The organism is Actinomyces weissii, assembly GCF_016598775.1.
Classification (GTDB): domain Bacteria; phylum Actinomycetota; class Actinomycetes; order Actinomycetales; family Actinomycetaceae; genus Actinomyces; species Actinomyces weissii.
In genome coordinates, this window is the sequence record NZ_CP066802.1 from 1,142,521 (window position 1) to 1,168,786 (window position 26,266).

General features: G+C 70.9%; 21 protein-coding genes and 2 tRNA genes. 15 read left to right on the top strand and 8 right to left on the bottom strand.

What is annotated here, in order from left to right:
- Positions 1-60: 60 nt before the first annotated feature.
- Positions 61-1,647 carry a leucyl aminopeptidase gene (locus JG540_RS04745; RefSeq protein ID WP_200277665.1) on the bottom strand — a complete coding sequence of 529 codons (1,587 nt, stop codon included), beginning with the start codon at positions 1,645-1,647 and terminating at the stop codon, positions 61-63.
- A gap of 108 nt (positions 1,648-1,755) precedes the next feature.
- On the opposite strand from JG540_RS04745, the gene JG540_RS04750 reads away from it, so the two are divergent.
- Positions 1,756-2,259 carry a hypothetical protein gene (locus tag JG540_RS04750; RefSeq protein WP_200277673.1) on the top strand — a complete coding sequence of 168 codons (504 nt, stop codon included), beginning with the start codon at positions 1,756-1,758 and terminating at the stop codon, positions 2,257-2,259.
- Positions 2,260-2,359: 100 nt separating this feature from the next.
- On the opposite strand, the gene JG540_RS04755 is transcribed toward JG540_RS04750, so the two are convergent.
- From JG540_RS04755 to JG540_RS04775, 5 genes are all read right to left on the bottom strand, one after another.
- Positions 2,360-2,929, bottom strand: coding sequence for a hypothetical protein (locus JG540_RS04755; protein WP_200277675.1), 570 nt, complete (start codon positions 2,927-2,929; stop codon positions 2,360-2,362).
- Complete coding sequence (locus tag JG540_RS04760) at positions 2,926-4,206, bottom strand: hypothetical protein (protein ID WP_200277676.1); 1,281 nt, start codon at positions 4,204-4,206, stop codon at positions 2,926-2,928. The genes JG540_RS04755 and JG540_RS04760 overlap by 4 nt, the downstream gene beginning before the upstream one ends.
- A 35-nt stretch (positions 4,207-4,241) precedes the next feature.
- Entirely contained in the window at positions 4,242-4,991 is a 750-nt protein-coding gene (locus JG540_RS04765; RefSeq protein WP_200277679.1) for an ABC transporter ATP-binding protein, read from the bottom strand.
- A gap of 273 nt (positions 4,992-5,264) precedes the next feature.
- Entirely contained in the window at positions 5,265-7,154 is a 1,890-nt protein-coding gene (locus tag JG540_RS04770) for a chloride channel protein (RefSeq protein WP_200277681.1), read from the bottom strand.
- Complete coding sequence (locus tag JG540_RS04775; protein ID WP_200277682.1) at positions 7,151-9,160, bottom strand: alpha/beta hydrolase family protein; 2,010 nt, start codon at positions 9,158-9,160, stop codon at positions 7,151-7,153. The genes JG540_RS04770 and JG540_RS04775 overlap by 4 nt, the downstream gene beginning before the upstream one ends.
- 216 nt (positions 9,161-9,376) lie before the next feature.
- Here JG540_RS04775 and dxs point away from each other — a divergent pair, with 216 nt between their 5' ends.
- The 4 genes from dxs (at position 9,377) to pflA (ending at position 14,921) form a co-directional block, all read left to right on the top strand.
- Entirely contained in the window at positions 9,377-11,365 is a 1,989-nt protein-coding gene (gene dxs / locus JG540_RS04780) for a 1-deoxy-D-xylulose-5-phosphate synthase (protein ID WP_200277684.1), read from the top strand.
- A 225-nt stretch (positions 11,366-11,590) separates the two neighbouring features.
- Positions 11,591-13,714, top strand: a complete 2,124-nt coding sequence (locus JG540_RS04785; RefSeq protein ID WP_200277686.1) for a pyruvate formate lyase family protein — start codon at positions 11,591-11,593, stop codon at positions 13,712-13,714.
- A gap of 56 nt (positions 13,715-13,770) precedes the next feature.
- Positions 13,771-14,019 (top strand): autonomous glycyl radical cofactor GrcA2, encoded by a 249-nt coding sequence (gene grcA2 / locus JG540_RS04790; protein ID WP_200277688.1) that lies wholly within the window; start codon positions 13,771-13,773, stop codon positions 14,017-14,019.
- A gap of 23 nt (positions 14,020-14,042) precedes the next feature.
- Positions 14,043-14,921 carry a pyruvate formate-lyase-activating protein gene (gene pflA, locus JG540_RS04795; RefSeq protein ID WP_200277689.1) on the top strand — a complete coding sequence of 293 codons (879 nt, stop codon included), beginning with the start codon at positions 14,043-14,045 and terminating at the stop codon, positions 14,919-14,921.
- Between the two features lie 81 nt (positions 14,922-15,002).
- Here pflA and JG540_RS04800 read toward each other — a convergent pair whose 3' ends face one another.
- Entirely contained in the window at positions 15,003-16,280 is a 1,278-nt protein-coding gene (locus tag JG540_RS04800) for an HRDC domain-containing protein (RefSeq protein WP_234042916.1), read from the bottom strand.
- Entirely contained in the window at positions 16,277-16,876 is a 600-nt protein-coding gene (locus JG540_RS04805; RefSeq protein WP_200277690.1) for a DUF3000 domain-containing protein, read from the bottom strand. Before JG540_RS04805 ends, JG540_RS04800 begins: the two co-directional genes overlap by 4 nt.
- Positions 16,877-17,080: 204 nt before the next feature.
- Between JG540_RS04805 and JG540_RS04810 the strand changes: the two genes are divergently transcribed.
- The 10 genes from JG540_RS04810 (at position 17,081) to JG540_RS04855 (ending at position 26,261) form a co-directional block, all read left to right on the top strand.
- Positions 17,081-17,153, top strand: a tRNA-Gly gene (locus JG540_RS04810).
- Between the two features lies 1 nt (position 17,154).
- Positions 17,155-17,229: transfer RNA gene (locus JG540_RS04815), tRNA-Val, on the top strand.
- Positions 17,230-17,320: 91 nt separating this feature from the next.
- A complete protein-coding gene (locus JG540_RS04820; RefSeq protein ID WP_200277691.1) occupies positions 17,321-18,664 on the top strand; it encodes a carboxylate--amine ligase in 1,344 nt (447 codons plus the stop codon).
- Positions 18,661-19,374 carry a cysteate racemase gene (gene cuyB, locus JG540_RS04825; protein ID WP_200277692.1) on the top strand — a complete coding sequence of 238 codons (714 nt, stop codon included), beginning with the start codon at positions 18,661-18,663 and terminating at the stop codon, positions 19,372-19,374. The genes JG540_RS04820 and cuyB overlap by 4 nt, the downstream gene beginning before the upstream one ends.
- 101 nt (positions 19,375-19,475) lie before the next feature.
- On the top strand, positions 19,476-20,531 hold the full coding sequence (locus JG540_RS04830; RefSeq protein ID WP_234042917.1) for a lipid II:glycine glycyltransferase FemX: 1,056 nt from the start codon (positions 19,476-19,478) through the stop codon (positions 20,529-20,531).
- Between the two features lie 160 nt (positions 20,532-20,691).
- A complete protein-coding gene (gene thrS / locus JG540_RS04835; RefSeq protein ID WP_200277695.1) occupies positions 20,692-22,713 on the top strand; it encodes a threonine--tRNA ligase in 2,022 nt (673 codons plus the stop codon).
- 19 nt (positions 22,714-22,732) lie between these two features.
- Positions 22,733-23,338, top strand: a complete 606-nt coding sequence (locus JG540_RS04840) for an HIT family protein (protein ID WP_200278115.1) — start codon at positions 22,733-22,735, stop codon at positions 23,336-23,338.
- Positions 23,339-23,371: 33 nt separating this feature from the next.
- Entirely contained in the window at positions 23,372-24,031 is a 660-nt protein-coding gene (gene pgsA / locus JG540_RS04845) for a phosphatidylinositol phosphate synthase (protein WP_200277697.1), read from the top strand.
- Positions 24,028-25,077 carry a phosphatidylinositol mannoside acyltransferase gene (locus JG540_RS04850; protein ID WP_200277699.1) on the top strand — a complete coding sequence of 350 codons (1,050 nt, stop codon included), beginning with the start codon at positions 24,028-24,030 and terminating at the stop codon, positions 25,075-25,077. The genes pgsA and JG540_RS04850 overlap by 4 nt, the downstream gene beginning before the upstream one ends.
- Positions 25,074-26,261, top strand: a complete 1,188-nt coding sequence (locus JG540_RS04855) for a glycosyltransferase family 4 protein (RefSeq protein ID WP_200277701.1) — start codon at positions 25,074-25,076, stop codon at positions 26,259-26,261. The genes JG540_RS04850 and JG540_RS04855 overlap by 4 nt, the downstream gene beginning before the upstream one ends.
- The last annotated feature ends 5 nt before the right edge of the window (positions 26,262-26,266 follow it).

The following is a 26,266-nucleotide window of genomic DNA, read 5'->3' on the forward strand; positions in this document are numbered from 1 at the left end:
TCCCTGATCGTCTGTGATATGGGACACGAAGTTAGGGGTGGCTTATCTGATTGGTGGTGCCTATAGGTTGTCTTGCTGGTCGGGCAGGGCACCCGGCTCCGTGCAGCGCTCCAGCAGACTCAGCAGCGTGGCCACGCCGGCTCCGGTCCCGCCGGTGGTGGTCAGGCCCCAGGGGGAGCCGTCGTTGAAGGCCGGGCCTGCGATGTCCAGGTGCGCCCAGTCCGTCTCGCCCACGAACTCTCGCAGGAACAGGCCTGCCACCAGCATCCCGCCCCAGCGTGAGCCCACGGCGGAGTTGCGCAGGTCGGCGTAGGGAGACTCCAGCTTGGAGCGGAGCTCCTCAGGCAGGGGCATCGGCCAGGCTGCCTCACCAGCAGCCTGCGCGCAGGCCACTACGCGGTCCCGCAACGACGGCGTGCCCATCACTGCGGTGACCCGCTCACCTAGCGCCACCAGCTGCGCGCCGGTGAGGGTGGCGACGTCGAGCACCAGGCTCGGCTCCTCGGTGACTGCCTGCGCCAGCGCGTCGGCCATCACCAGGCGGCCCTCGGCGTCGGTGTTGGTGATCTCCACGGTGGTGCCGTTGACCATGGTGACGACGTCGCTGGGGCGCTGGGCGCTCGAACCCGGCATGTTCTCCGCCAAGGCCAGCCATGCAGTTACCTTGACTGACAGGGCAAGGTGTGCGGCTGCTCGCACCACCGCCAGCACGGTGGCGGCCCCCGCCATGTCTGACTTCATCTCCGGCATGGCGGCTGGGGGCTTGAGAGACAGGCCACCGGAGTCAAAGGTGATGCCCTTGCCTATCAGTGCCACGTGGGGCGTGTCCGTGCCAGCGTCGGCAGGCTCCCAGGCCACGCGCACCAGTCGCGGCGGGGTGGGGGAGCCCTGGCCTACCCCCAGGATCCCGCCGAAGCCCTCGGCGGCCAGCTGGGCCTCGTCCCGCACCAGGACCTTTAGGCCATCGGCCTGTCCGATCTCCTCCGCCCGCTGCGCGAAGGTCGCCGGGTTCAGGCGGTTCGGGGGCTCGTTGACCAGGTCGCGGGTCAGGGCCACGGCGTCGGCCACTACCTGAGCGCGCCGGGCCAGCCGCTGCGCATGCGCGGTTCCCGCGAGAGGACTCAGCACCGTGACCCTGGCCAAAGGCGCCTTCGGTGCCTTGGAGGCGGCGGTCCAGGTATAGCCACCGATCAGAGCGCCCTCAAGCACGGCGCTGAGCGCGCTCGTGGACTCAGCAGGCAGCGCCAGGCAGGCGTCCTGGCAGCCAGCCAGGGCGCGGACCGCACGCCCCGCCAGGCGACGCAGCACCTGGTCCCGCGTGGTTCCCAGGGCGGCCACGTCCCGACGCTGGTCCTGGGCCCGGTCCCAGTCGGCACCGGTGCCAACCACCAGCACGGAAGCGTCCTCCCGGTGGCTTTCGGCCAGCACGGAGGCGGCAGGCAGGCGCACCAGCTCATCAGTACCGGCCGCAAAGCCAAGGCCTTGCAGCAGCGTGCCCGCGGCGGCAGCGTCAAGACCCTGCAAGCCGCCCTCAGGCAGCAGCAGCGTGGGTGTGCCTTCTGGACCGCTGGCAGGTGCCGCCCCCAGGACGATCACTTCTGCGGAAGGTACGGAGTTCTGTTCGGAGGTCAGTGCAGCTACAGTCACCCGACGAATGGTAGCCTCGGCGGCTGTCCGGTTCTGCCCTGGCCTTCGCCAAGGCAGGTCCTGATCCTCACCTGCCCAGCGTGAGCACGTACCCGGAGGCACCAGAGCATGACAGAGGGACCAAAGGTCTCGACGGTGGCGGACAACCGTCGCCCTGCGCGCGGATGGAGCCGCATTCTCATAGGGGTCTACGCGGTCTTCGGGCTGGTTCTGACGGGCCCCGCCCTGGTCTCGCTGATCCGCTCCCCGGGACACTCCTCCGTCGTGGGGGCGCTTGAGCTGACCGGCGGCCTGCTCTACCTGCTGCTCGCGGTCTGCCTAGCGCACAACGGGCGCCGCATGCGGATGATCGGCTGGATGACGCTCTCCGCCCTGCTGACTGCGGCGCTGCTCATTGGCCTGCTGACCGTGACGGGTACCTCACCTGAGCTCGGCGACAGCGTGTGGGCTGTGGGCGGTAAGCCGCGTGGCTTCCTGCCACTGCTGCTGCCGGTGGTGGCGGTGGTGTGGATGTGGCTCAGTGACCCGCGCCGGATCGTGGTCAACGCGGAACGGATGACGGACCTGTCTGACAGCCTGGCGGAGCGTCGCACCAAGGGGCGCCGCGACTAGGGCGGCTGTGCGCTCAGCTGTGCCGGTGCCCCACCCCTGCTGGGCGCGTCCCTAGGAGCTGTATGCCTGCGTAGCCTCCTGGTGCAGGTCGCCTTGGGCCTCAGGGCTGGCGGCGGAGCCGCAGCAGTGCCAGGCCCGCTGCCACCAGCAGGCAGAGCGTGAGGGCTGCGGACTGCGGGGAGGTGCCTGGGGCCTCGGACCAGTTCCAGGCCGCTAGGACCTGCTCCCTGCTTCCCCACCTGACCAGCGGCACCAGGACCAGCAGGGGGACCACCCAGGCCAGCTGGCGCCCCAGCAGGCTGGCGGATACCACGCACAGGCAGAACCAGCAGGTGAAGGAGCGCAGGGTCACGAGTACCGCCCCGCCCGTCAAGGCGGTCCCCAGGGCGAAGCAGGCGGCGCCCAGGCAGGCACCAGCTAGCAGGTGCAGGGCCCGGGCCCGGGCCAGCGGGCCGCAGTCGGTCGCGTCGAGCCGAGGAGTGGGGGAAGCGGTTGAGGCCACCGCCACGGCACTGCCGAAGACGACGAGCACGTAGCGGTAGGGCAGCACCACCGTGCCAGTGACGGACAGCAGCAGCCGTCCCTCTCCAGCCAGGGTGTGCACCAGCGCCAGCGTCACCAGGGCCAGGAGCGTCCACAGGACTCTGCGGCTGCGCAGGTACAGGCTCATGGGGCACAGGTCCGGTGGATGAGCTCCTGCGCCTGGGTCCGGCGCTGCTCAACCCAGTCGATCCGCTCAGCGGTGGTGGCTGAGCCAAGACTGTGCACGACCTGCTCCCAGTCCACCCCCGTGGTGTCATGCATGCCTGCGGGGCGGGGCTCGCCGGTGACTGCCAGCTCGAGGGCGGCCGCAACCTCACTCAGCAGGAGGAAGTGCTGCTGCTGTGCCTCCTGGTGGAGCCTGTCATCAGAGCTCAGGCAGCTGTCGGGGAAGTGAGTGAAGAGCCTTACGGCCAGAGCTGTGGAGATATCTGCGGCCAGGAAACGGGTGGAACCATTCACCAGCTGGAAGTCCCCAAGCCTGGGCACTCCTTCCAGACCCACCTCATAGAGGACCAGGTCATCGGTTATGCCGTGCTCCTGAGCCACCTGGGCGGCACTGCTGGACAGGGCGGAGACTTCCGCCAGGTAAGCCGACTCCTCCGGCCACAGGCACACGCTTACCTGGCTGCCGACGCAAAGCGGCTGGGTGGGGGCAGGCCTGGCGGTGGTAACGGGGCCGAGCAGGCTGGCAGTAATCAGCAAGGACAGTGCGCCGGTACTGGCGGCCAGCAGCCGGAGCCGCGAGCCGGTGCCTTGAGGCCACAGTGCGGTCCCCCCAGGGCGCAGACGGCGCAGGAGAGCAGGTAGGCCCAGCGCGAGCACAGTCATGCCGATCATCTCTGCCGCAGCAGAGGCCAGACCCGCTGAGCTGAGCTGACTGTCTGGGGACCCGTCCAGGAAGGAGCGCGTCAGCGCACTTGTCTCGCTGATCCAGAACAGGCGCCCGAACACCAGCAGCGCGGCGAGCAAGGCGGAGAACCAGCTAGTTGAACCCAGCAGGGACAGGAGCGTGCCGAAGGCAGCGGCGGACCAGGCGATGCTGATGGCCATGAACAGGTAGGACCACCACAGCGGCCCGGCCGGGGCCCCACCAAGCAAGCAGCCTGTACGGGCGGTCAGGGCCCCTAGCAGCACCACGCCGCAGGACAGCAGGCCGTTGGTGAGCAGGCACTGAAGGTACAGGCTGCGGTGCCATGGGGTGAGGCCAGAGAAGGTGTCTTGGTCGCCTTTAGGGAGGAGGTGCCGGGTGGTCCAGGCGGCGCCCGCTGCGGCCAAGGGGGCCAGGAACAGCCACGGTGTGGTCACCGCTGCTGAGGCCTGGGAGAGCACCAGGCGCCAGGAGTGGAAGTCGGTCAGCATCATGGCTACCTGGATAGAGGCCATGAGCAGGGCGAACCAACGCATCGGTGTGCGCCTGAGAACGGTCAGCGCAACAGTCATCAGCTGCCCATAACCTCTAGGTAGGCGGCTTCCAGATCGGCTGAGGCCGTGCTGGGGCTGCGAACGAGGGCGGCGGTCTCCGCCTCCAGACGCACCCGCCCCTGGTCCAGCAGCAGCAGGCGAGTGGCCACGGCGGCGATGTCCTCTATGAGGTGGGAGGAGATGACCACCGCCATCTGCGCCGAGGAGCGCAGCAGCTTACGGAAGCGGTCTCGTTCCACCGGGTCCAGCCCCACGGTGGGCTCGTCCAGCAGCAGCAGGCGTGGGCGCCTGACCAGCGCGGTGGCCAGGCTGAGACGTTGGGCCATGCCGCCGGACAGCTTACGCACCGGTGTATCAGCCCGGTCTGCCAAGGAGACGGTCTCCAGGCAGGCCTGGGCGCGGGACCGCCGCTGGTCGCGGGGGACCTCGCCTAGCCAGGCCGCATACTCCAGGGTCTCCCGGGCGGTGAACCGGGTGAGCAGGGCGGAGTGCTGAGGCAGGTAGCCGATGCCGCGCCGGGCCTGGCGGGCGGAGCGCAGATCGGTGACGCGGTGCCCCTCTACCGTCACCGTCCCGGCACTAGGCGGGGCGGTACACCCCATGATGTCCATCAAGGTGCTTTTGCCTGCACCGTTGGGGCCCACCAGTCCGAGTACCTCACCGGCACGCAGTTCTAGCGATAGGGGCGCAAGCGCTTGTGCCCGGCCATAGCGTCTGGAGACCTCCTCCAGGCGCAGCACCGGCTCCTGCCTCAGCTGACTACTCATCCCCGGTACGCCACCCAGCTGTTGTTGCTCGATACCCCGAAGCGGGCCTCACCGTAGTCGAAGCGGCGCGACGCTCCCCTAGACAGCCATGACCAATTTCCAACATAGTCAGAATGAATACATCCTCGTGTTCTCATTCTCGGCTCCTTTGTTGCCTATATTGCGTGCTATGCGAAAAATAGTGCACACTAAGGGTGGGTTAACTGTAATAGTAATGTGTGGGTCGCAGAGGCTAGTGTTATTAGATTTAGTCCTGGTGCTGGCCGGATAGCCTCAGGGGCGGACCTGGCCACGTTGCGTCCACCACTTGCGGGCACGCGAGCCAAAGGAGCTGCGGGCCTGCGCCTCCTGCAGGGCCCGGCGCTGCTGGCGGTAGACGCGGCGCACCAGTGAGTCCTCCGTGATCCAGCCGACCAGCTCCAGCTCGCCGCCAGGCCTGGTGCGGGTCACCGGCAGCCCGTCCAGCCGGGCCTCCACCATGGTGGCCAGTACCTCGGCAGAACCCGCCAGGTAGTCCACGTGGTCGCTGGCCAGCAGCACGGAGGCCACCGGACGCTCAGCGCCTCCACCCAGGGCCGCCTGGGCCAGGCCAGCGGCAGAGACCGTCCCCAGCAGCACCCCGATCTCGGGGACGTCCTGCGGGCGGTCCAGGTCGCCGCCGCCGCTGGGGGAGGGCGCCAGAGGGTGCCGCGCCTCGCCTGCCACCACCGGCAGGCTGCTGGCCCCCGTGCGTGAGACGGTGCGTACCGCCTCCTGCAGGCTGGTGAGCTCATCGAGCACGGCGGGCGGCTGCGTCATCAGCTGCCAGGCGCGGGTGCGGCCCATGAGCGTGGCGGAGACCGGGTCCTCCACGTCGTCGCCCCGCTTGCGCAGCTCCTCGGTGTAGATCGTGGTACGGGTCAGGAAACGGCTCATGGCGGTGGCCAGGGCGATCACCAGCATCAGGGGCAGCAGCAGGCTGTACTGGCGGGTCATCTCCACGATCAGCACCACCCCGGTGATCGGCGCACGGGCCGAGCCCGTGAAGACGGCGCCCATGCCCAGCACCCCGAAGGCGGCCACGGTGGTGGCCTCTCCCGGGGCGACCAGCGTCCCCAGCCAGGCCCCCAGCATCCCCCCGATGAACAGGGAGGGCGCGAACACCCCGCCCTGGAAGCCCAGGGCCAGCGTGGAGGAGGTGGCCAGGACCTTGACCAGCATCAGCCCCAGCAGCGCCGTCGCCGTGTACCGGGCGTCCAGGGCCCGGTCCAGCACGGCGCCCGACTCCCCGTACATCTCCGGCACCACCAGCAGCAGCCCGGCCAGGGGCAGGGCGCCGACCACCGGCAGCAGCCACCGGGGACCCCGCCACAGGCGGTGGACCAGCTCGCGAGCCAACACGGTCGCGCGCGTGAACAAGGTGCCCACCAGGCCGCCCAGCAGGCCCAGCACCACCACCCAGACCAGCTGCAGGTCGTCGCTGAGGTCCAGGTAGGGCAGGGACAGTGACAGCGAGGTGCCCAGCAGGTGGTGGGAGAGCACCGTGGAGGACACGCAGGCCACCACCACGTAGCCGAAGGTCTCCGCCGTGAAGTCCAGCAGTATGACCTCCATGGCGAAGAAGGCTCCGGCCAGGGGCGCGTCAAAGGCCGAGGCGATACCCGCCGCCGTGCCCGCAGCCGCCAGGACCCGCACCCAGTGGTGCGGCACCCCTACCAAGCCGCCCACCTTTGAGCCCACGGCGGCCCCCAGCTCGGCGATCGGGCCCTCCGGCCCCACCGAGCCGCCCGCCCCGATGCTCAGCGCCGAGGAGCCGGTCACGGCCAGGGCGGGGGCCAGGCGCATGGTGCCGTCCCCGTGGCGGGAGGACCACATCACCCCGCTGACCCCGTGGCCGGTGCCGGTGGCCCCGAACCAGCGCATCAGAGCACCCACCAGCAGCGCCGAGGCCAGCAGCCCGGGTACCACGAACCAGTTGCCGAAGGGGCTGAGCAGACCTACTGAGGGCCCCAGGGACAGGGTGTAGTCCTCCGCCCCGGTCAGCAGCTCGCTCCAGGTGTCTATAGCCCACCGGAAGGCCACCGCGGCCAGGCCGGAGAGCAGGCCGACCACCACGGCCAGGAGAGTCAGGCCGGAGCGGTGGTGCCGGAACAGTGCCAGCAGCGCCGTCCCCGCCCGACTCATGGGTGCAGGTTCTCCACGGTGACGGGGGTCAGGTCCTCGTCAGCCGGGGTGATGCCCCAGACCTGGCAGTAGAAGCTCAGCTCAGCCTCCATGGCCCGGCGGATGTTGGCTGCCAGGCGGAAGCCGTGGCCCTCGCCGTGGAAGACCTCGATCGCCACCGGCAGGCCCTTGGCCCGCAGGGCCTCCAGCATGGCCGTGGCCTGCTGCTGGGGGACGATGGGGTCCTCGCTGCCCTGCAGCAGCAGCAGCGGGGCGTGGATCTGGTCCACGTGGTTGATGGGGCTGCGTTCGGCCAGCACCGGGTCGTCCAGGTCCTGGGCCCCTACCAGGGTCTGCACGTAGCGGGACTCGAACTTGTGGGTGGTGCGGGCCAGCAGTGCCAGGTCGGTGACGCCGTAGCGGGAGGTGGCCGCCGAGAACAGGTCCGTGCGGGCCAGGGCGGACAGCACCGTCAGGCCCCCGGCGGAGGAGCCACGGATGGCGACGCGTGCCGGGTCCACCAGCCCCAGGGAGATCAGGTGGCGGGCCCCGTCGGCGCAGTCGTCGGCGTCGACCACGCCCCAGCGCCCGTCCAGCGCCCGGCGGTAGTCGGAGCCGTAGCCGGTGGAGCCCCGGTAGTTCACGTCCAGGACGGCGAAGCCCCGGCTGGTCCAGTACTGGATCACCAGGTCGTAGCCGGGCCGGGCGTTTGCGGTGGGGCCGCCGTGAACGTTGACCACCAGCGGGGGCAGCTCGCCCTCCGGGCCCTCGTGCGTGCAGGAGGCTGGCGGGTAGAAGAAGCCGTAGGCCTTATGCCCGTCGGAGGTGGGCCACTCCATGGGCTCCGGGAAGGAGACCCCGGTGTGCTCAGGGTGGAACTCGCCCGAGCCCCGCAGCACCTCCACCTGGCCGTCCTGGACCTCCACGATGGCGGGCAGGCAGACCTCCGAGCCTGCCAGCATCACCACGCGCCCGGTAGAGGAGGAGGCCACGTTCCCGATCGGCTGCCAGGCGGTGGGCCACTCCTCCAGCTCGCCGTTGGCCAGGCGCACGGTGCCCAGGTGCCAGACGGCGTCGGCGGCCCAGGAGGCGATCAGGTGCTCCCCGTCCAGCACGTCGTAGGAGTGGGGGCCCAGGTTCCAGGCCGGGGTGGAGAAGGTGGCCTGCTTAGGGTGCAGCGGGCGGGTGCGCAGGCGGGAGGTCCAGCCCTCCCGGTTGGTGCCGCGCCGGGGGAAGCCCTCGGTGCGGTAGAGGTTCCAGAAGCCGGACTCGTTGGAGACGTGCACCAGCTCGCACTCCTCGGTCCAGCGGGGCTCGGCCACGGAGACGCCCTCGCCCCCGGCCACCACCACCTGCTCGCCCAGCACCCCCTCCCGGCTGAGGTCGGCCACGTGCAGGCGGGTGGAGGTCCAGGGCATGGCGGGGTGGTCCCAGGTGATCCAGGCCAGGTGCTCGCCGTCGGGGGACAGGGTGGGGGAGGAGACGAAGTCAGTCCCTGAGGCGATGGTGACCACGGCGTCGTCGTCACGTGCCGCGGAGCCGTCCAGGGGGATAGCCACCAGGGAGCTCACCGGCTCTCCTGGGCCCCGGTGGTCCTCCCGCACGGCGTAGACGAAGCCGCGCGCGGTGTCGATCTCCAGGTCCCCGTGGCGCACGTCCCCGAAGACCGTCAGGGGCACCAGGCCGCGCATGCGGTGGGCCACGTCGTAGCGGTACAGCCGGGAGTCGCCGGCGTGGGAGGTGACGATGATGCCGCTGTCCACCGCGTAGGCCCGCCCACCGTACTCGTGCACCCGGGTGCGGGTGTCCACCAGCTCGTCGGAGGGGGTCAGCGGCAGCACCTCACCCACCTGGCCCGCCCCGTCACGGCGCAGCAGCACCTGGCGGCCGGCCTGTGAGGCGCGCTGCTCCACCCAGTAGGTGTCCGCCCCGTCCACGCGCACCTGGGACAGGCGGACCGTGCGGCTGGTGAGCGTGCCGGGGGTGATGGGGGAGGGCCAGCTTCCGTAGGGGGCCTTGACGGTCATGCTTCCTCCTGGTGCGGGGCTGGGCGGCGCCCGCGGAGGGCGCCGGGCTGGGTTCGGTCACTAAGCCTACGGCCTGCCCCGGCGCGACCGCACTCACCACCCACGGAAGGGGCCAGTCAGCCTATGCTTGCCCGGCGCCTGCTTGCGGGGCGCCGTCAGCAGCCAGCCAGTCCCAGGGAGCCTGCTGGCCTCACCAGCAGAACGGAGGAGCACCCGATGACGACGACGGGCAGCCCACGCCAGGACGGTACCGCCCACCCGCTGCTCGACCTGGTGGACGGCCCCAGCGACCTGGCCCGGCTCACCAGCTCCGAGCTGGTTGACCTGGCCGCTGAGATCCGCGCCTACCTGGTGGACTCCGTGGCCCGCACCGGCGGGCACCTGGGCCCGAACCTGGGGGTGGTGGAGCTGACCATCGCGCTGCACCGCACCTTCAGGTCCCCGCGTGACGCCATCATCTTCGACACCGGGCACCAGGCGTACGTGCACAAGCTGCTTACCGGCAGGCGCGACTTCAGCCGCCTGCGGGAGAGCGGCGGACTGTCCGGCTACCCGAGCCGGGCGGAGTCCGTGCACGACGTGGTGGAGAACTCCCACGCCTCCACCGCCCTGTCCTGGGCTGACGGCATCGCCCGCGCTAACCGGGTCCTGGGCCGCCAGGACCAGCACGTGGTGGCGGTGATCGGCGACGGCGCCATGACCGGCGGGATGGCCTGGGAGGCGCTGGACAATATCGCCGACTCCGACGACAGGCACCTGGTGATCGTCGTCAACGACAACGGCCGCTCCTACGCTCCCACCATCGGGGGACTGGCCCACCACCTGGACGCGCTGCGTACCAACCCCGGCTACGAGCGGGTGCTGTCGGGGGTGAAGCGGCGCCTGCTGTCCCAGGGGGCGCCGGGCAAGGCCGCCTTCGAGGCGCTGCACGGGCTCAAGCGGGGGCTCAAGGACGTGCTGGTGCCCTCGGCCTTCTTCGAGGACCTGGGCATCAAGTACACCGGCCCGGTGGACGGGCACGACATCACCGCCCTGGAGTTCGCCCTGACCCGGGCGCGTGAGTACGCCGAGCCGGTGATCGTGCACGTGATCACCCAGAAGGGCCGGGGCTACACCCCGGCCGAGGAGGACCTGGCGGACCGCTTCCACGCGGTGGGGCGGATCCACCCGGAGACCGGGCTGCCGGTGGTGCCCTCCCGTTTCGGCTGGACGACGGTGTTCGCGGAGGAGGTGCTCGCCGCGGCCCGGGCTGACGAGCGCCTGGTGGGGGTGACCGCGGCCATGCAGGCGCCGGTGGGGCTGCAGCCTATGGCCGAGGCGCTGCCGGGGCGGGTGATCGACGTCGGGATCGCTGAGCAGCACGCCCTGACGGCCAGTGCCGGCATGGCCTTCGCGGGGCTGCACCCGGTGGTTGCCCTGTACGCGACCTTCCTGAACCGGGCCTTCGACCAGGTGCTGATGGACGTGGCCCTGCACAGGGCCGGGGTCACGATCGCCCTGGACCGGGCCGGTCTGACCGGGGCCGACGGGGCCAGCCACAACGGCATGTGGGACATCGCCATGCTGGCGCGGGTACCGGGGCTGCGCCTGGCCGCGCCCCGGGACGAGCAGAGCATGCGGGAGCAGCTGCGCGAGGCCTTCGCGGTGCAGGACGGGCCCACGGTGGTGCGCTACCCCAAGGGCTCGCTGCCCGAGCCGCTGCCTGCCTGCCGGGTGCTGACCGGTGAGGCGGATGGGCCCGGGGCCGCTCCCTTCGAGCGGGTGGACCTGCTCCTGGAGCCGGAGGGCGGGGCGGCGGAGGGCCAGCCCCAGGTCCTGCTGGTGGGCGTGGGGGCCATGGCCTGCGTGGCCCTGGAGGCCGCCCGTGAGCTGGAGGGTGAGGGGCTGCGGGTGACCGTGGCCGACCCGCGCTGGGTGCTGCCGGTTTCGCAGACCCTGCTCCACCTGGCGGCGGAGCACGACGTGGTGGTGGTCGTGGAGGACGGCCTGGCCGACGGCGGGGCGGGCTCCGCCCTGCGTGACGCCCTGGACGGGCTGGAGCCGGTGCCGGGCCGCGGCTGTCGGCGGGTGCTGCGGCGGGTGGGTGTCCCCGGACGCTTCCTGGAGACCTCCTCCAGGGGGCGGCTCATGGCGGAGCTGGGCATGGACGTGCCGGGGGTGGCGGAGGCGGTGCGTGAGTCTGTGCGCCGGTGGACAGCCTGCTGAGCGTCTGCTGGACGGTCCGGGACCCTGGTAGGGACCTTGGTCCTAGGGGAGGGGCTCCCTTGAGGGGCTGTGAGTGAGAACACCGGATAGGGTGGCCAGTTAGCGGTACGCGGACCAAGGGCCCGCATAGGCTTGTGCTGTCAGCGCGTCGGAGCGCTGGTGGGCCCCACAAGGGCGACAAGGCAACGGGTGGCCGGATCGCCACCCACAACATGGAGGGCACGGATGACCACTGAGGTCACAGCTTCCGCCAGCGCGGAGCGCAGCAGCACCCGCGAGGACGCCTGGGAGGGCTTCGTCAAGGGCCCGTGGGCCGAGGACATCGACGTCCGCGACTTCATCCAGCGCAACTACACCCCCTACGACGGTGACGCCTCCTTCCTGGCCGACGCCACCAGCAAGACCCTGGGGCTGTGGCAGACCCTTGAGGACAACTACCTCAAGGAGGAGCGCAAGGTCCGCATCCTCGACGTCGACACCGACACCCCCTCGGACATCGACGCCTTCAAGCCGGGCTACATCTCCCCGGATGACGACGTGGTCGTCGGCCTGCAGACCGACTCCCCGCTCAAGCGCGCCATGATGCCCAACGGCGGCTGGCGCATGGTGGAGCAGGCGATCAAGGAGGCGGGCAAGGAGGTCAACCCCGAGGTCAAGAAGATCTTCACCAAGTACCGCAAGACCCACAACGACGCCGTCTTCGACATCTACACCCCGCGCATCCGCGCCGCCCGCTCCTCCCACATCATCACCGGCCTGCCGGACGCCTACGGGCGCGGCCGTATCATCGGCGACTACCGTCGCGTGGCCCTGTACGGCGTCGACTTCCTGATCGCCGAGAAGGAGCGCTCCAAGGACGCCGTGGCCGCGCAGGGCTTCTCCGAGCACTGGGCCCGCTACCGTGAGGAGCACTCCGAGCAGATCAAGGCCCTCAAGAAGCTCAAGGTCATGGCCGAGTCCTACGGCTTCGACATCTCCGGGCCCGCCAAGGACGCCCACGAGGCCGTGCAGTGGACCTACTTCGCCTACCTGGCCTCGGTCAAGTCCCAGGACGGTGCCGCCATGTCCATCGGCCGCCTGTCCGGCTTCCTGGACATCTACTTCGAGCGCGACCTGAAGGCCGGGGTCATCGACGAGACCCGTGCCCAGGAGCTCATCGACAACATGGTCATGAAGCTGCGCATCACCCGCTTCCTGCGCACCACCGACTACGACCAGATCTTCTCCGGCGACCCCTACTGGGCCACCTGGTCCGACGCGGGCTTCGGTGAGGACGGCCGCTCGTTGGTCACCAAGACCTCCTTCCGCCTGCTGCAGACCCTGCGCAACCTGGGACCCGCCCCGGAGCCGAACATCACCATCTTCTGGGACGAGAAGCTGCCCAAGGGCTACAAGGACTTCTGCGCCCTGATCTCCATCACGACCTCCTCCATCCAGTACGAGGCCGACGAGCAGATCCGTGACCACTGGGGCGACGACGCCGCCATCGCCTGCTGCGTGTCCCCCATGCGCGTGGGCAAGCAGATGCAGTTCTTCGGGGCTCGCGTCAACTCCGCTAAGGCCCTGCTGTACGCCATCAACGGCGGCCGTGACGAGATGACCGGCAAGCAGGTGGTTACCGGACTGCCCGGTATCGAGGGCGACGGCCCCCTGGACTTCGACGAGGTCTGGGCCAAGTACGAGGACATGCTGGACTGGGTGGTGGGCACCTACGTCGAGGCGCTCAACATCATCCACTACTGCCACGACCGCTACGCCTACGAGTCCATCGAGATGGCGCTGCACGACTCCGAGATCATCCGCACCATGGGCTGCGGTATCGCGGGCCTGTCGATCGTGGCGGACTCCCTGTCGGCCATCAAGTACGCCAAGGTCACCCCGGTGCGGGACGAGACCGGCCTGGTGGTGGACTACGTCACTGAGGGTGAGTTCCCGATCTACGGCAACGACGACGACCGCGCCGACGAGATCGCCGCCACCGTGGTGCACACCATCATGTCCAAGATCAAGGCCCAGCCCTTCTACCGGGACGCCATCCCGACCCAGTCGGTGCTGACCATCACCTCCAACGTCGTCTACGGCAAGGCCACGGGCTCCTTCCCCTCCGGCCACCAGAAGGGCACCCCCTTCTCCCCGGGCGCCAACCCGGAGAACGGCATGGACACCCACGGCATGGTCGCCTCCATGCTGTCCGTGGGCAAGCTCGACTACAACGACGCCCTGGACGGGATCTCCCTGACCAACACCATCACCCCCCAGGGGCTGGGTCGCACGCTCGAGGAGCGCGTCTCCAACCTGGTGGGCATCCTCGACGCCGGCTTCGTCCCTGACGAGTCCGCCGACGTCTGAGTCCTCCACGGACCATCTGTCACATCTAGATTCACACAACCAGAAAGGGTGCCATCATGGCTACCACCTACGAAGAGCGCCTGGCGTCGATGAAGGCGCAGCGCGCGGACAACGGCGGCGTCAAGGGCCTGTACCACGCCAACATCAACGTGCTCGACCGCACCACCCTGGAGGACGCGATGGAGCACCCGGAGAACTACCCGAACCTGACGGTCCGTGTCTCCGGCTACGCGGTCAACTTCGTCAAGCTCACGCGCGAGCAGCAGCTTGACGTCCTAAACCGCACCTTCCACGCCGGCGCCTGAGCCGTAAGGGTGTTTGGACTCAGATGACTGGGACCATCACCCCCGACGTGACGGGCGGCCGGGACCAGGACTTCCTGGCCCCGGCCGCCCGCCTGCGCGGGGCCGGCACAGGCGGGCTGGAGGAGCTCACGGACCTTGAGCGCTCCGAGCGCCTGGTGCGTATGCGTGAGGGCAGCCTCGGCTCGATCCACTCCTGGGAGCTGGTGACCGCGGTGGACGGGCCAGGTACCCGGATGACCGTGTTCCTCAACGGCTGCCCGCTGCGCTGCCTGTACTGCCACAACCCGGACACCTTCCTCATGAAGGACGGCGAGCCCGTCTCCGCCGAGGAGCTGCTGCGGCGCATGAAGCGCTACCGGGGCGTGTTCCGCGCCTCCGGCGGCGGCATCACCCTCTCCGGCGGCGAGGTGCTGATGCAGCCCGCCTTCGCGGCCCGGCTGCTGCGGGGGGCCAAGGAGATGGGGATCCACACCTGCATCGACACCTCCGGCTTCCTGGGCGCCAGCTGCACCGATGAGATGCTTGACGACATCGACCTGGTGCTGCTGGACGTCAAGAGCGGCAACGAGACCACCTACAAGCAGGTCACCGGCCGGGACCTGGCCCCCACCATCGCCTTCGGCGACCGCCTGGCCGCCAAGGGGATCGAGATCTGGGCGCGTTTCGTGCTGGTGCCCGGCCTGACCGACGATCCCGAGAACGTGGAGCAGGTGGCCCGCATCATCGAGCGCTGGCGCTCCAGCGTCACCCGGGTGGAGGTCTTGCCCTTCCACCAGATGGGCACCGACAAGTGGGACAGCCTGGGCCTGGACTACCAGCTGCGCGAGACCCGGCCCCCAGAGCCGGAGCTCGTGGAGTCCACCCGCGCGATCTTCCGCGCCCACGGCTTCACCGTGCACTAGCGGTGGCTCCGCCCCGGCGGCAGCCCTCACAGCGGTCCGGCACCAGCAAGGCGGTGCCGGACCGACCTGTCTCAGCCTGTCTCAGGCCAGGGCCTGCGCCAGGTGCGGCGCGGCCTGCTCCACCTGCCAGGGGCGGGCCTGGTGGGCCACCAGGACCTCCTCGACCTGGGCGGCGCTGGGGTGCATGAGCCCCGCCTCGCCCAGGTCCCACGCCAGGTGCCGCTGGGTATCCGGGGACAGCAGCAGCTCCTGGGGCAGCCGCAGCTGCTCAGCCCGGTCCTTGACCGCCTGGCGCACGGGCGTCAGCAGCTCTGCCGCCTGGGCGTGGTTACGGCTCCAGCTGCGCGGCTGGGGCAGCTCACCGGGCCCCAGGGGGGCGTGCGCGGCGGGCAGCTCGGAGTCAGGCAGGGCCAGGGCCCGCTCCACCGCCTGCCACCACTGCTCCTGGTGCAGCCGGGCCTGCCGGGAGGAGAACTCCCGCAAGGCTGCTAGCTTCCTGCGGGAGGTGGGGCGGGCCAGGGCGGCGGCGATCAGGGCGGCGTGCGGCAGCACCTTGGAGGGGGTGCGGTCCTCCTGCTGGGCGATGCGCTCACGGGTGGTCCACAGCTCGCGCAGCACCGCCAGGCCCCGTTGGGAGCGGATCGCTTTGCCTGCGCGGGGGGTCTTGCGCCAGGGGTCGGTCTTGGCCGGGCGCGGCGGGCGCGTGCGCAGGTGCTCGAACTCCTGCTCGGCCCACTCTGCCTTGCCCGCGGTCACCAGCTCCTCGCCCAAGGCCTCACGCAGCTCCGCCAGGAGCTCCACGTCCAGGGCCGCGTACACCAGCCAGGACTCCGGCAGGGGACGCACCGACCAGTCGGCAGCCGCATGGTCCTTGGCCAGACGCAGCCCCAGGGTCTCCTCCAGCACCGCCCCCAGGCCCACGCGCTGGCGGCCCAGCAGACGCGCGGCCAGCTCGGTGTCGAAGAGGCGGGCGGGCACCAGCCCCAGGTCCGCCAGGCAGGGCAGGTCCTGGTCGGCGGCGTGCAGGATCCACTCGGGCCCGTCCAGGGCCCGGGCCAGGTCCGCCGTGGCGCCGCAGCTGACCGGGTCGATGAGAACAGTGCCGCAGCCCTCCCGGCGCAGCTGCACCAGGTAGGCGTCCTGGCCGTAGCGGAAGCCGGAGGCGCGCTCGGCGTCCACCGCCACCGGCCCGTGGCCGCGGGCCAGCCTGGCGGTGGCGGTGGCCAGGGAGCTGGGGTCTGCGACCACCGGGGGCACGCCCTCGCGGGGGCGGTGCAGCGGCAGGATGTCCTCCTCCTGCACGGGGTCGTCGGTGGTGCCCGGCGGCTCCACGGGCAGCGGGGGCTCGGCCGGGCTCACCTGTCCGTCCTAGCCTCGGTCAGCGGGAGGGCCAGGTCAGGGGAGTCGCCGGCGGCCAGGTGGACCGTCGCGTACCAGGCAGTCAGGTGGGGGCCCAGGTCAGTGGTGCTGGGTGACCAGGAGGCGCGTACCTCCGCCTGGGCGGAGGCGCTGGACAGCTCCAGACCCCCAAAGGTGTCCGAGACGACCCGGGTCACGGTGCCGACCAGGGCCCGGTAGCCGGCCCCGGCCTGCTCCAGGCTGTCAGTCAGCCAGGACCAGGCCGCCCGGCCCAGGGCGCCGTCGGAGGCCATAGAGTCCTCAATGCGGGTGCGCACCTGCACCACCACCCGCAGGTCACCGTCCCAGGCGGCCTGGCTGGCGGGGTCGTGCAGCACCACGAAACGGCCGCTGGCCGCCTCCTGCCCGTCTACCTGGTGGAAGGTGCTGGCCGTGATAGCCGCGGAGAAAGGGGCGATGCGTGCCGGGCCGGGAACTTCCTCGACGTGCATCTGGCGGGGGAGTGGGGCGTGACGCAGGGAGGACAGAACCTCCTGGAAGCGTTCCGGCGTATCGGTCATGCCGACGCCTGTCTCCTGGTGGTTGATTGTGGTCACAACGCTCAGGCTATCTGGGAAGGTTGTTTCGTGCAGGGCGCACACGCCGCAAATAGGACCGACGTGGTTTCGGGGTTCTCCCCAAAGCGTCCGTACCCAGAAAGGCCGAGGCTGTGAGCGAGGCCATGGGACGCAGGTGGACAGCGGTTTGTGCTGCTGTACGATCTCTGTTAACTTCCTCCTGCACCCGTTGAGCGGGTGCCTGCGGATGTGGCTCAGTTGGTAGAGCATCACCTTGCCAAGGTGAGGGTCGCGGGTTCGAGTCCCGTCATCCGCTCGGGCGATTGGCGCAGCGGTAGCGCGCTTCCCTGACACGGAAGAGGTCACTGGTTCGATCCCAGTATCGCCCACCAGTGGCAGGGCCGGGACTCGGGTAGTCCGGCCCTTTCTTCATGTCTATCCTGCGTAGTGCAGGAATGGCTCAGAAGATATTGGATGGTGCGCATGAACCCTGGACCCTACGGACTACGTCGGCTGCTCCGCCCCACGACCCCTGACGAGCCCAGCCAGTTCGGCCGCCGGGTGGCCCGTACCCGTTCCGGCAGGCCCTTCCGCCTGCTGCTGCTCGGTGGGGACATCGGGGCCCTGTCCCAGGCCCGCTCCTTCTACGAGGCCTACGGCGTGCCCGCGGCGGTCGTGGCACGGGCCGTGACGCCCCACCACACCGGCTCCTCCATGTTCGACCTGCGCTACGACGACGGCCTGGGAACCGCGGAGGGCCTGGTGCGTGTCGTCAACGAGGTAGCCGCCCTGGACCCCACCACCCTGCTGGTGTCCACCTCCTTCGACCAGTACGTGGTGGAGCTGGCCACCCACCGGGAGCGGCTGGCTGGCAACGTCGTCGTGCCCTACGCGACGGCGGAGGCGATCAGCACCGCCGTCAACAAGGTGGAGTTCTCCCGCCTGGCCCAGGAGGTCGGCATGACCCACCCGCGCACCCTGGTGCTCAAGGGGGGCAGCGGCCAGGTCCCCGACATCGACTCCCTGGGCTACCCGCTGATCGGCAAGCCGGCAGACGGCGACGAGCTGGAGGCCGCCGGGATGGAGGGCCTGGAGAAGGTCTTCGTCCTGCGGGAGAGGGCGCAGGTGGACGACCTGCTGCGCCGTATAGAGGAGTGTGGCTTCACCGGCGAGTTCCTCTTCCAGGAGCGCGTGCCCGGCTCCGACAACCAGATGCGCATCCTCACCTCCTACCGGGACACTGCCGGCCGCCTGCGCCTGTGCTCCTACGGGCACTCGGTGATCGAGGAGCACGACCCGCGCCTGCGCGGCAACCCCGCCGTGATCCGCACCGGGCTGGAGCCGGGGGAGGTCGGGCAGCAGGTGGGCCGCCTGCTGGAGCGCCTGGACTGGGTGGGCTACGCGAACTTCGACATCAAGGTGGACCCGCGCGACGGCGCCGGGCACGTCTTCGAGCTCAACCCCCGGCTGGGGCGCTCCAACTACTACCTGAACGTCTCGGGCACCAACCCCGTGGAGCTGCTGGTGGAGGACTGGGTCGGTGAGGGCGGCCAGCACCTGGAGCTGCGCACCGACCGGCGCGGCCTGTACCTGGTGGTCCCGGTGGCGCTGGCCCTGGCCTACGGGCACGGCGTGCGCCTGGCCATGCTGGCCTCCCTGCTCAGCGGCCAGGTCCGCAACCCCCTGGTCAAGGTCTGGGCCGGGGCCCGGCGCCAGGACCTGGCCCGGGCCTGGTACATGACCCTGTCCACCCTCAACCAGTACAGGCGCTTCCACCGCTTCTACCCCCTGGGGCAGGCGCGTCGGGAGCGGAAGGAGGCGCAGTGAGCGTCAGGCAGCGTCGCACGGCCGGGGTCCTGGGCGGCCTCGGTCCGCTGGCCACCATCGAGTTCATGAGCATGGTGGCCGCCCGCACGGTGGCCCGGGTGGAGCAGGAGCACGCGGACCTGGTGGTCACCCAGCGCTCCTCCACCCCGGACCGCACCGCCGCCATCCTGGGGCGGGGCCCCTCCCCGGCCCCGGTCATGGCGGCGGACGCCCGGCGGCTGGAGGCGGCCGGGGCGGAGTTCATCGTCATCCCCTGCAACACCGCCTCCAGGTTCCTGGGCGCGGTCGAGCAGGCCGTGAGCATCCCCGTGCTCTCGATCGTCGAGGAGACCCTGGCTGAGGTGCGCCGTCGCCTGCCCCAGGCCCGCCGGATCGGGCTCATGGCCACCGACGGCACGCTCAGCTCGCGCGTCTACCACGACGCCGCCGCGCAGGCGGGGCTGGAGGTGCTCGTGCCGGACGAGACCACCCAGGCCCGGGTCATGGCCATGATCTACGAGGGCGTCAAGGTGGGGCGGCCGGTGCCCCGCCAGGAGCTCATGGCCTGCGTGGAGGTGCTGCTGGGCGCCGGGGCCGACGCCGTCGTCACCGGCTGCACCGAGCTGTCCGTGCTGTGCTCCCGGTACGGGGCCGACTCCGGGCAGGTGGTGGACTCCCTGGCCGCCCTGGCACGCCGTACCGTGCTGGAGTGCGGCTGCGAGCTGGCCTGACCCGCCCGCAGCATTCCCAGGGCGCTCCGCCTTCAGCAGGCCTGAGCCGCCCGAGCCCGCTAGGCTCTTACAGAACCAGAACCAAGGCATCGGAGGATGACGTGGGGACCAACCCTGAGACCGCGGACCGGACCGAGACCCTGCGCCGCGTGGACGCCAAGCAGATGCGCATCGCGGCCGGCTGCACGCCGGTGGCGATCGAGCAGACCGAGGCCTGGGAGCGCTTCGAGCGCAGCCAGGGGCGCCCCGTGTGGGGCCGCTACCTCTACGAGGAGGGGGAGAAGGCGGTGGCCACCATCGCCCTGTACCCCTACAAGCTGGGCGGCAGCCACTTCCTGTGGGCCAAGCACGGCCCCACCTGGTTCCGGGAGCAGTCCCCGCAGCGGGAGGCCCACCTGCGCCGTCTGCTGGTCCAGGAGGTCCGCCGCCGCGAGCCCTCCGTGGTCTTTATCCGCATGCACGCCCGCTACCAGGCCCCGGACCTGCACGAGCTGGCCAGCACCATCACCTACGACCGCACCTACGTGATCGACCTGAGCGGCAAGACCCCTGAGGCGATCAGTGACGCCATGCCGCGGGACGGCCGCCGGGGCGTGCGCCGCGCCCAGCGGGTCGCGCAGGAGGCGGGCTGCACCATCGCGGAGGAGACCGGCCTGAGCCGCGCCGAGTTCGCGGAGGTATACGAGGTGCTGGCCGAGACCGCCCGCCGGGACGGCTTCAGCGCCCACCCCATGCAGACCTACTGGAGCTTCCTGAACGCCCTGGGACCCGAGCACGCCCGCCTGTTCGTGCTGCGCAAGGACGGCGTGCCCCACGCCTGGGACATCGTGACCACCGTGGGCAAGGACGCGGTGGTGCCCTACGGAGCCTCCTCCAACGAGTCCCGCAAGTTCCGGGCTGCCGAGGCCCTGGACTGGTGGGTGGCCTGCCAGCTGGCCCAGGAGGGCTTCCGCGGCATGGACCTGATGGGGGCGGACTCGGCCCGCGTGCCCGAGCTCTACACGGTGGGCCAGTACAAGCGCCGCTACGCCCAGCACCCCACTGAGGTCGACGGCGCCTGGGACGTCCCCGTGCGCCCGGCCCTGTACCAGGGCCTGCTGGCCGCCAAGAAGGGCCGTGACCTGGCCCGTGGGCTCAGAGAGCGCGTGCTGCGCTGAGGCGCAGGCCGGGCCGGTGCCGCTCGGGGCGCCAGCGCGCTCTGGCTGCCTGCCGGTAGGGCAGGCGGCAGAGCAGGACGGCGCTAGCAGGCGGGTAGACTCAGGCCGACCCGGGGCACCCGTACAGCCCCGGGAGGTCAAGAGCACAAGGAGCACCCGCATGGCTGAGCAGCCCAGCATGAACATCACCCTCGACGGCGTCCCGCGCCAGGTCACGCCGGGCACCACCGGGACCGAGCTCTTTGAGACCGACCGTGAGGTCGTGGCCATGCGGGTGGACGGCGAGCCCTGGGACCTGTCCCGGCAGCTGCCGGCCGGGGCCGCCGTCGAGCCCATCACCCTGTCCAGTCCCACGGGCCTGGAGATCCTGCGCCACTCCTGCACCCACGTGATGGCGCAGGCCGTCCAGGAGGTCTTCCCGGAGGTGAACCTGGGCATCGGCCCCTTCATCACCGACGGCTTCTACTACGACTTCGGGGGGATCGACGCCGTCACCCCCGAGCTGCTGCGCGAGATCGAGAAGCGCATGAAGCGCATCGTCAAGGAGGGCCAGACCTTCCGGCGGCGCGACATCTCTGAGCAGGAGGGGCGGGCCGAGCTGGCCGACCAGCCCTACAAGCTCGAGCTCATCACCACCAAGGGGCAGGGCGCAGAGGCCTCCGCCAGCGTGGAGGTGGGGGCTGGCGGCCTGACCATCTACGACAACGTGCGCCGCGACGGCACCGTGGCCTGGAAGGACCTGTGCCGCGGCCCCCACCTGCCCTCCACCCGGCACATCGGCCAGGGCTTTGCCCTGACCAAGTTCTCCTCCGCCTACTGGAAGGGTGACCAGAACGGCGACTCCCTGCAGCGCATCTACGGCACCGCCTGGGCCAGCAAGGAGGACCTCAAGGCCTACCAGGAGCGCCTCAAGGAGGCCGAGCGCCGCGACCACCGCCGTCTGGGCGCCGAGCTGGACCTGTTCTCCTTCCCCGAGGAGCTGGGGGCGGGCCTGCCCGTCTTCCACCCCAAGGGTGGTGTGCTCAAGCGGGTCATGGAGGACTACGTGCGCCAGGCCCACGTTGACAACGGCTTCCTGTACGTGGGCACCCCCCACATCTCCCGGGAGGGGCTGTTCCACACCTCCGGGCACCTGCCCTACTACGCCGATGGCATGTTCCCGCCCATGGACGACGACGGTCAGGCCTACTACCTCAAGGCCATGAACTGCCCCATGCACAACCTGATCTTCAAGAGCCGGGGACGCTCCTACCGGGAGCTGCCCCTGCGCTTCTTCGAGTTCGGCACCGTCTACCGCAACGAGAAGTCCGGGGTGCTGCAGGGCCTGACCCGGGTGCGCTCCATCACCCAGGACGACTCCCACTCCTACTGCACGCCCGAGCAGGCCCCCGACGAGGTGCGCCACCTGCTGAGCTTTGTGCTGACCCTCCTGGCGGACTTCGGCCTGGACGACTTTTACCTGGAGGTCTCCACGCGGGACGAGGACGGCCGCAAGAAGGAGAAGTTCATCGGCACCGACGAGCAGTGGGACAGCGCCACCCGCATCCTGGAGGAGATCGCGCAGCAGTGTGCGGCCGAGCACGGGCTGCAGGTGGTCGCCGACCCGGGCGGCGCCGCCTTCTACGGGCCCAAGATCTCGGTCCAGGCCAAGGACGCGATCGGCCGCACCTGGCAGATGTCCACCGTCCAGTACGACTTCAACCAGCCCGAGCGTTTCGGCCTGGAGTACACCGCCGCCGACGGCAGCCACCAGCGGCCGGTCATGATCCACGCCGCCAAGTTCGGGGCCCTGGAGCGCTTTATCGGCGTGCTCACCGAGCACTACGCGGGGGCCTTCCCCGCCTGGCTGGCCCCGGTGCAGGTGCGCCTGGTGCCCGTGGCGGAGGCCTTCGACGGCTACGTGGACGAGGTCGCCGCCCAGCTGCGTGCCCAGGGCCTGCGCGTGGAGACCGACCACTCCGACGACCGCTTCGGCAAGAAGATCCGCAACGCCGCCAAGGACAAGGTGCCCTTCACCCTGATCGCGGGCGGGGAGGACGTCGAGGCCGGGGCCGTCTCCTTCCGCTTCCGTGACGGCAGCCAGGCCAACGGGGTGCCCGTGGCGCAGGCGGTGGCCCATATCGCCCGGGTGGTGGCTGAGCGCGTCAACGACCCGGCGGGGGAGAAGCTCAGCCGTGACTGAGCAGCCCGCACCCGGTGCCGTGCCCGCAGCCGGTACGGCCCCTTTCCAGGGGGCCGTGGTGGACGGCGTGCGGGTGGAGCTGCCCTTCCAGCACCCGCAGGCCCCGGAGCCTTTCGGCCGCCTGTGGACCCCGCACCGCATGGTCTACATCGGGGGGCAGGACAAGCCCAAGGACGCCTCCGTCTCCCAGTGCCCGTTCTGCGCGGCCCCGGGTAGGGCCGACGAGGAGGCCCTGGTGGTGCACCGGGGGGAGAGCGCCTACGTGCTGATGAACCTCTACCCCTACAACACCGGCCACCTGCTGGTGTGCCCCTACCGGCACTTCCCGGACTGGACCCAGGCCACCGTGCAGGAGCGCGCCGAGATCGGGGTGCTGACCGCCCGGGCCATGGAGGTGGTGCGGCACGTGGCCCACCCCCACGGCTTCAACCTGGGCATGAACCAGGGGGAGGTGGCCGGGGCGGGTATCTCCGCCCACCTGCACCAGCACGTCGTGCCCCGGTGGACCGGGGACGCCAACTTCATGCCGTTGATCGGCAGGACCAAACCGGTGCCCCAGCTGCTGGGGGAGCAGCGCGAGCTGCTCGCCCAGGCCTGGGACCAGGCTCCCAGCAGCAGCCACTGAGCCCGCACCCCCTGAGGAAGGTGATCCCAGAACATGCTCGGACAGCACGGACGCAGCCTCACCAAGGCCCTGTTCACCCGGCCCGCCCTGGCCCTGGCCCGGCTGGGGGTCACCCCCAACATGCTCACGGTCACCGGGACGGTGCTCACCGTCTCGATCGCTGTGGCCACCCTGCCCCAGGGGCGCTTCCTGCTGGGCACCGGCCTGCTGGCCCTGGCGGTGGCGGGGGACTCCTTTGACGGGATCCTGGCCCGGGCCACCGGCAGGACCTCGGTGTTCGGTGGCTTCCTGGACTCCACCATGGACCGGGTAGCCGACGGCGCCATCTTCGGCTCCCTGGCCGCCTGGGCGGCCCTGCACCTGGAGGCGGGCCCGCTGCGCACCACCACCCTGGCCCTGGCCCTGGCCAGCGTGGTGCTCGCCGAGGTGGTCTCCTACACCCGCGCCAAGGCCGAGTCCCTGGGGGCCAGCGCCGCGGTAGGGGTGGCTGAGCGCACCGACCGGCTGGTCGTGGCCGCCGTCGGGGTGGTGGCGGTGGGCCTGGGCGCCCCCAGCTGGGTGCTTACCGCCGCCCTGGGCCTGGTGGCTGCGGGCTCGCTGGTGACCGTGGTCCAGCGGGTGGCCACCACCAAGCGGCAGCTCGACGCCCGCGAGGCCCCGGAGGCGCCTGCGGCACAGGAGGCGGCCCGGTGAGACGCCCCGGTGTCCAGGACGCCTACCGCCTGGCCTGGCGGCACCTGGGGCGGCTGCCCGCGCCCGTGGGGCGGGGCCTGTTCAACCTGGGGGCCGACGCCGCCTGGGCGCTGCACCGCCTGCGCGGGGGAGAGCCGGGCGTGGGCCAGCTGGAACGCAACCTGGCACGCATCATGCCCCCGCAGTCCGACGGCGCCCTGCGCCGCGCCTCACGGGCCGCCATGCGTTCCTACCTGCGCTACTTCTACGAGGCCTTCACCCTGGCCTCGCTCAAGCCGGAGCAGCTGCGCCACCGGCTGCGCGCCGAGCTGGACCCCCACCTCCGCCAGGACCTGCGGCGCGGCAGCGTCGTCGTCGCCCTGACCCACACGGGCAACTGGGACCTGACCGCCGCCTGGGCCGTCCAGGAGCTCGCCCCCGTGCTGACAGTGGCCGAGAAGCTGGAGCCCGCAGACCTCTTTGCGCAGTTCCTGGCCTTCCGGCAGTCCCTGGGGGTGCGGATCATCGGGCAGCAGCACGGCCAGCGGGTATTCGACCAGCTGGTGCACGAGCTCCAGCAGGCCCGCTCCCGGGGCGAGCACCTGGTGGTCCCCCTGCTCGCTGACCGCGACCTGTCCAGTGCCGGGGTGGAGGTGGAGCTGTGCGGCCACCCGGCTCGCTGTGCCGCCGGACCCGCTGCCCTGGCCCAGCGGCTGGACCTGCCCCTGTACACCGGCACCATGCACTACGAGCGGCTCACCGGGGAACGGCGTCGGCGGGCGGGCAGCCCTTGGGGCGTGGTGCTCACCGTCCGGGGAGTTCCCGCCCCGGCCGGGTTGCGCGGGCGGGAGCAGGTGGCTGCCCACACCCGTGCCTGGGCCCGGGTGGTGTCCCCGCTGCTGGCCGCCCACCCCCTGGACTGGCACATGCTGCAGGCGGTCTTCACCGCCGACCTGGACCAGCAGCGGCTGGCCCGCCGCCACGCCCAGGAGCAGGCGGCCCCCGGCAACCGCTACCCTGGCCCCGTCAGCGGGGCAGCAGGCCCTCGGCAGGAGGGAGCCGTATGAGGATCGGGATCGTCTGTCCCTACTCCTTTGACGCCCCCGGCGGGGTGCAGGTCCATGTCATGGACCTGGCTGGTGAGCTGCGGCGCCGTGGGCACGAGGTGCAGGTGCTCGCTCCCGTCTCCTCCGAGTCCGCCCTGGCCGACCTGCCCCAGTGGTTCACCAGCGCCGGTGCCTCGGTCTCCATCCCCTACAACGGCTCCGTGGCCCGGCTCAGCTTCGGCACCCGGGCCATGCGGGCCACCCGCCGCTGGCTGGCTGAGGGCGACTTCGACCTGCTGCACATACACGAGCCCATCATCCCCAGCGTCGGGATGCTGGCCCTGCAGGCCGCCGTAGGCCCCGTGGTGGGGACCTTCCACGCCGCGATGGACCGCTCCTACGCCCGCGAGCTGCTCTCCCCGGCGGTCGTGCCGCTCATGGAGAAGCTCACTGCCCGGATCGCCGTGTCCGAGGAGGCCCGGCGCACCCTCATCCAGTACCACGGCGGGGACGCGGTGGTCATCCCCAACGGTGTCTACGTGCAGCCCTTCCGGGACGCCCAGGTGGACCCGGCGCTCACCGGCAGCCCGGAGGCCCCCACCATCGCCTTCCTAGGCCGCCTGGACGAGCCGCGCAAGGGCCTGCCCGTGCTGGCCGCCGCCGTGCCCGCCGTCCTGGAGCAGGTGCCCGGGGCACGCTTCCTGATCGCCGGGCGGGGGGAGGCCGAGCGCAGCCGGGAGGCCCTGGCCCGCTACGGCGAGCACGTGGTCTTCCTGGGCGGGGTCTCCGACACCCAGAAGGCGGCGCTGCTGGCCTCCGCCACCTGCTACGTGGCCCCCCAGACCGGGGGAGAGTCCTTCGGCATCGTGCTGGTGGAGGCCATGGCCGCCGGGGCCTTCGTGGTGGCCTCCGACCTCAAGGCCTTCTCCGACGTGCTGGGGCAGGGCCGCTACGGGGCACTGTTCCGCAACGAGGACAGCGCCGACCTGGCGCGCGTCATCGTCCAGACCGTCACCGACCTGCCCGCCTCCCAGGCCCGCAAGGAGGCCGCCGACGCCGTCGTGGGACGCTACGACTGGTCCGCCGTCACTGACGCGGTGCTGGACGTCTACGACATGGCCCTGTCCACCGCCCACACCCGTGTCTGCCTGGCTCCCGGCCAGCGCACCGCCTTGGGGCGCCTGCGGGAAACCTGGCAGGACTGACCACC

What these genes read in the sequence shown, in the direction of transcription:
- pgsA (WP_200277697.1), top strand. Translation starts at nt 23,372, where the DNA reads ATGCTCGGACAGCACGGACGCAGCCTCACCAAGGCCCTGTTCACCCGG.
- pflA (WP_200277689.1), top strand. Translation starts at nt 14,043, where the DNA reads ATGACTGGGACCATCACCCCCGACGTGACGGGCGGCCGGGACCAGGAC.
- JG540_RS04820 (WP_200277691.1), top strand. Translation starts at nt 17,321, where the DNA reads ATGAACCCTGGACCCTACGGACTACGTCGGCTGCTCCGCCCCACGACC.
- grcA2 (WP_200277688.1), top strand. Translation starts at nt 13,771, where the DNA reads ATGGCTACCACCTACGAAGAGCGCCTGGCGTCGATGAAGGCGCAGCGC.
- JG540_RS04775 (WP_200277682.1), bottom strand. Translation starts at nt 9,160, where the DNA reads ATGACCGTCAAGGCCCCCTACGGAAGCTGGCCCTCCCCCATCACCCCC.
- dxs (WP_200277684.1), top strand. Translation starts at nt 9,377, where the DNA reads ATGACGACGACGGGCAGCCCACGCCAGGACGGTACCGCCCACCCGCTG.
- JG540_RS04750 (WP_200277673.1), top strand. Translation starts at nt 1,756, where the DNA reads ATGACAGAGGGACCAAAGGTCTCGACGGTGGCGGACAACCGTCGCCCT.
- JG540_RS04785 (WP_200277686.1), top strand. Translation starts at nt 11,591, where the DNA reads ATGACCACTGAGGTCACAGCTTCCGCCAGCGCGGAGCGCAGCAGCACC.
- JG540_RS04755 (WP_200277675.1), bottom strand. Translation starts at nt 2,929, where the DNA reads ATGAGCCTGTACCTGCGCAGCCGCAGAGTCCTGTGGACGCTCCTGGCC.
- thrS (WP_200277695.1), top strand. Translation starts at nt 20,692, where the DNA reads ATGGCTGAGCAGCCCAGCATGAACATCACCCTCGACGGCGTCCCGCGC.
- JG540_RS04855 (WP_200277701.1), top strand. Translation starts at nt 25,074, where the DNA reads ATGAGGATCGGGATCGTCTGTCCCTACTCCTTTGACGCCCCCGGCGGG.
- JG540_RS04760 (WP_200277676.1), bottom strand. Translation starts at nt 4,206, where the DNA reads ATGCGTTGGTTCGCCCTGCTCATGGCCTCTATCCAGGTAGCCATGATG.
- JG540_RS04765 (WP_200277679.1), bottom strand. Translation starts at nt 4,991, where the DNA reads ATGAGTAGTCAGCTGAGGCAGGAGCCGGTGCTGCGCCTGGAGGAGGTC.
- JG540_RS04770 (WP_200277681.1), bottom strand. Translation starts at nt 7,154, where the DNA reads ATGAGTCGGGCGGGGACGGCGCTGCTGGCACTGTTCCGGCACCACCGC.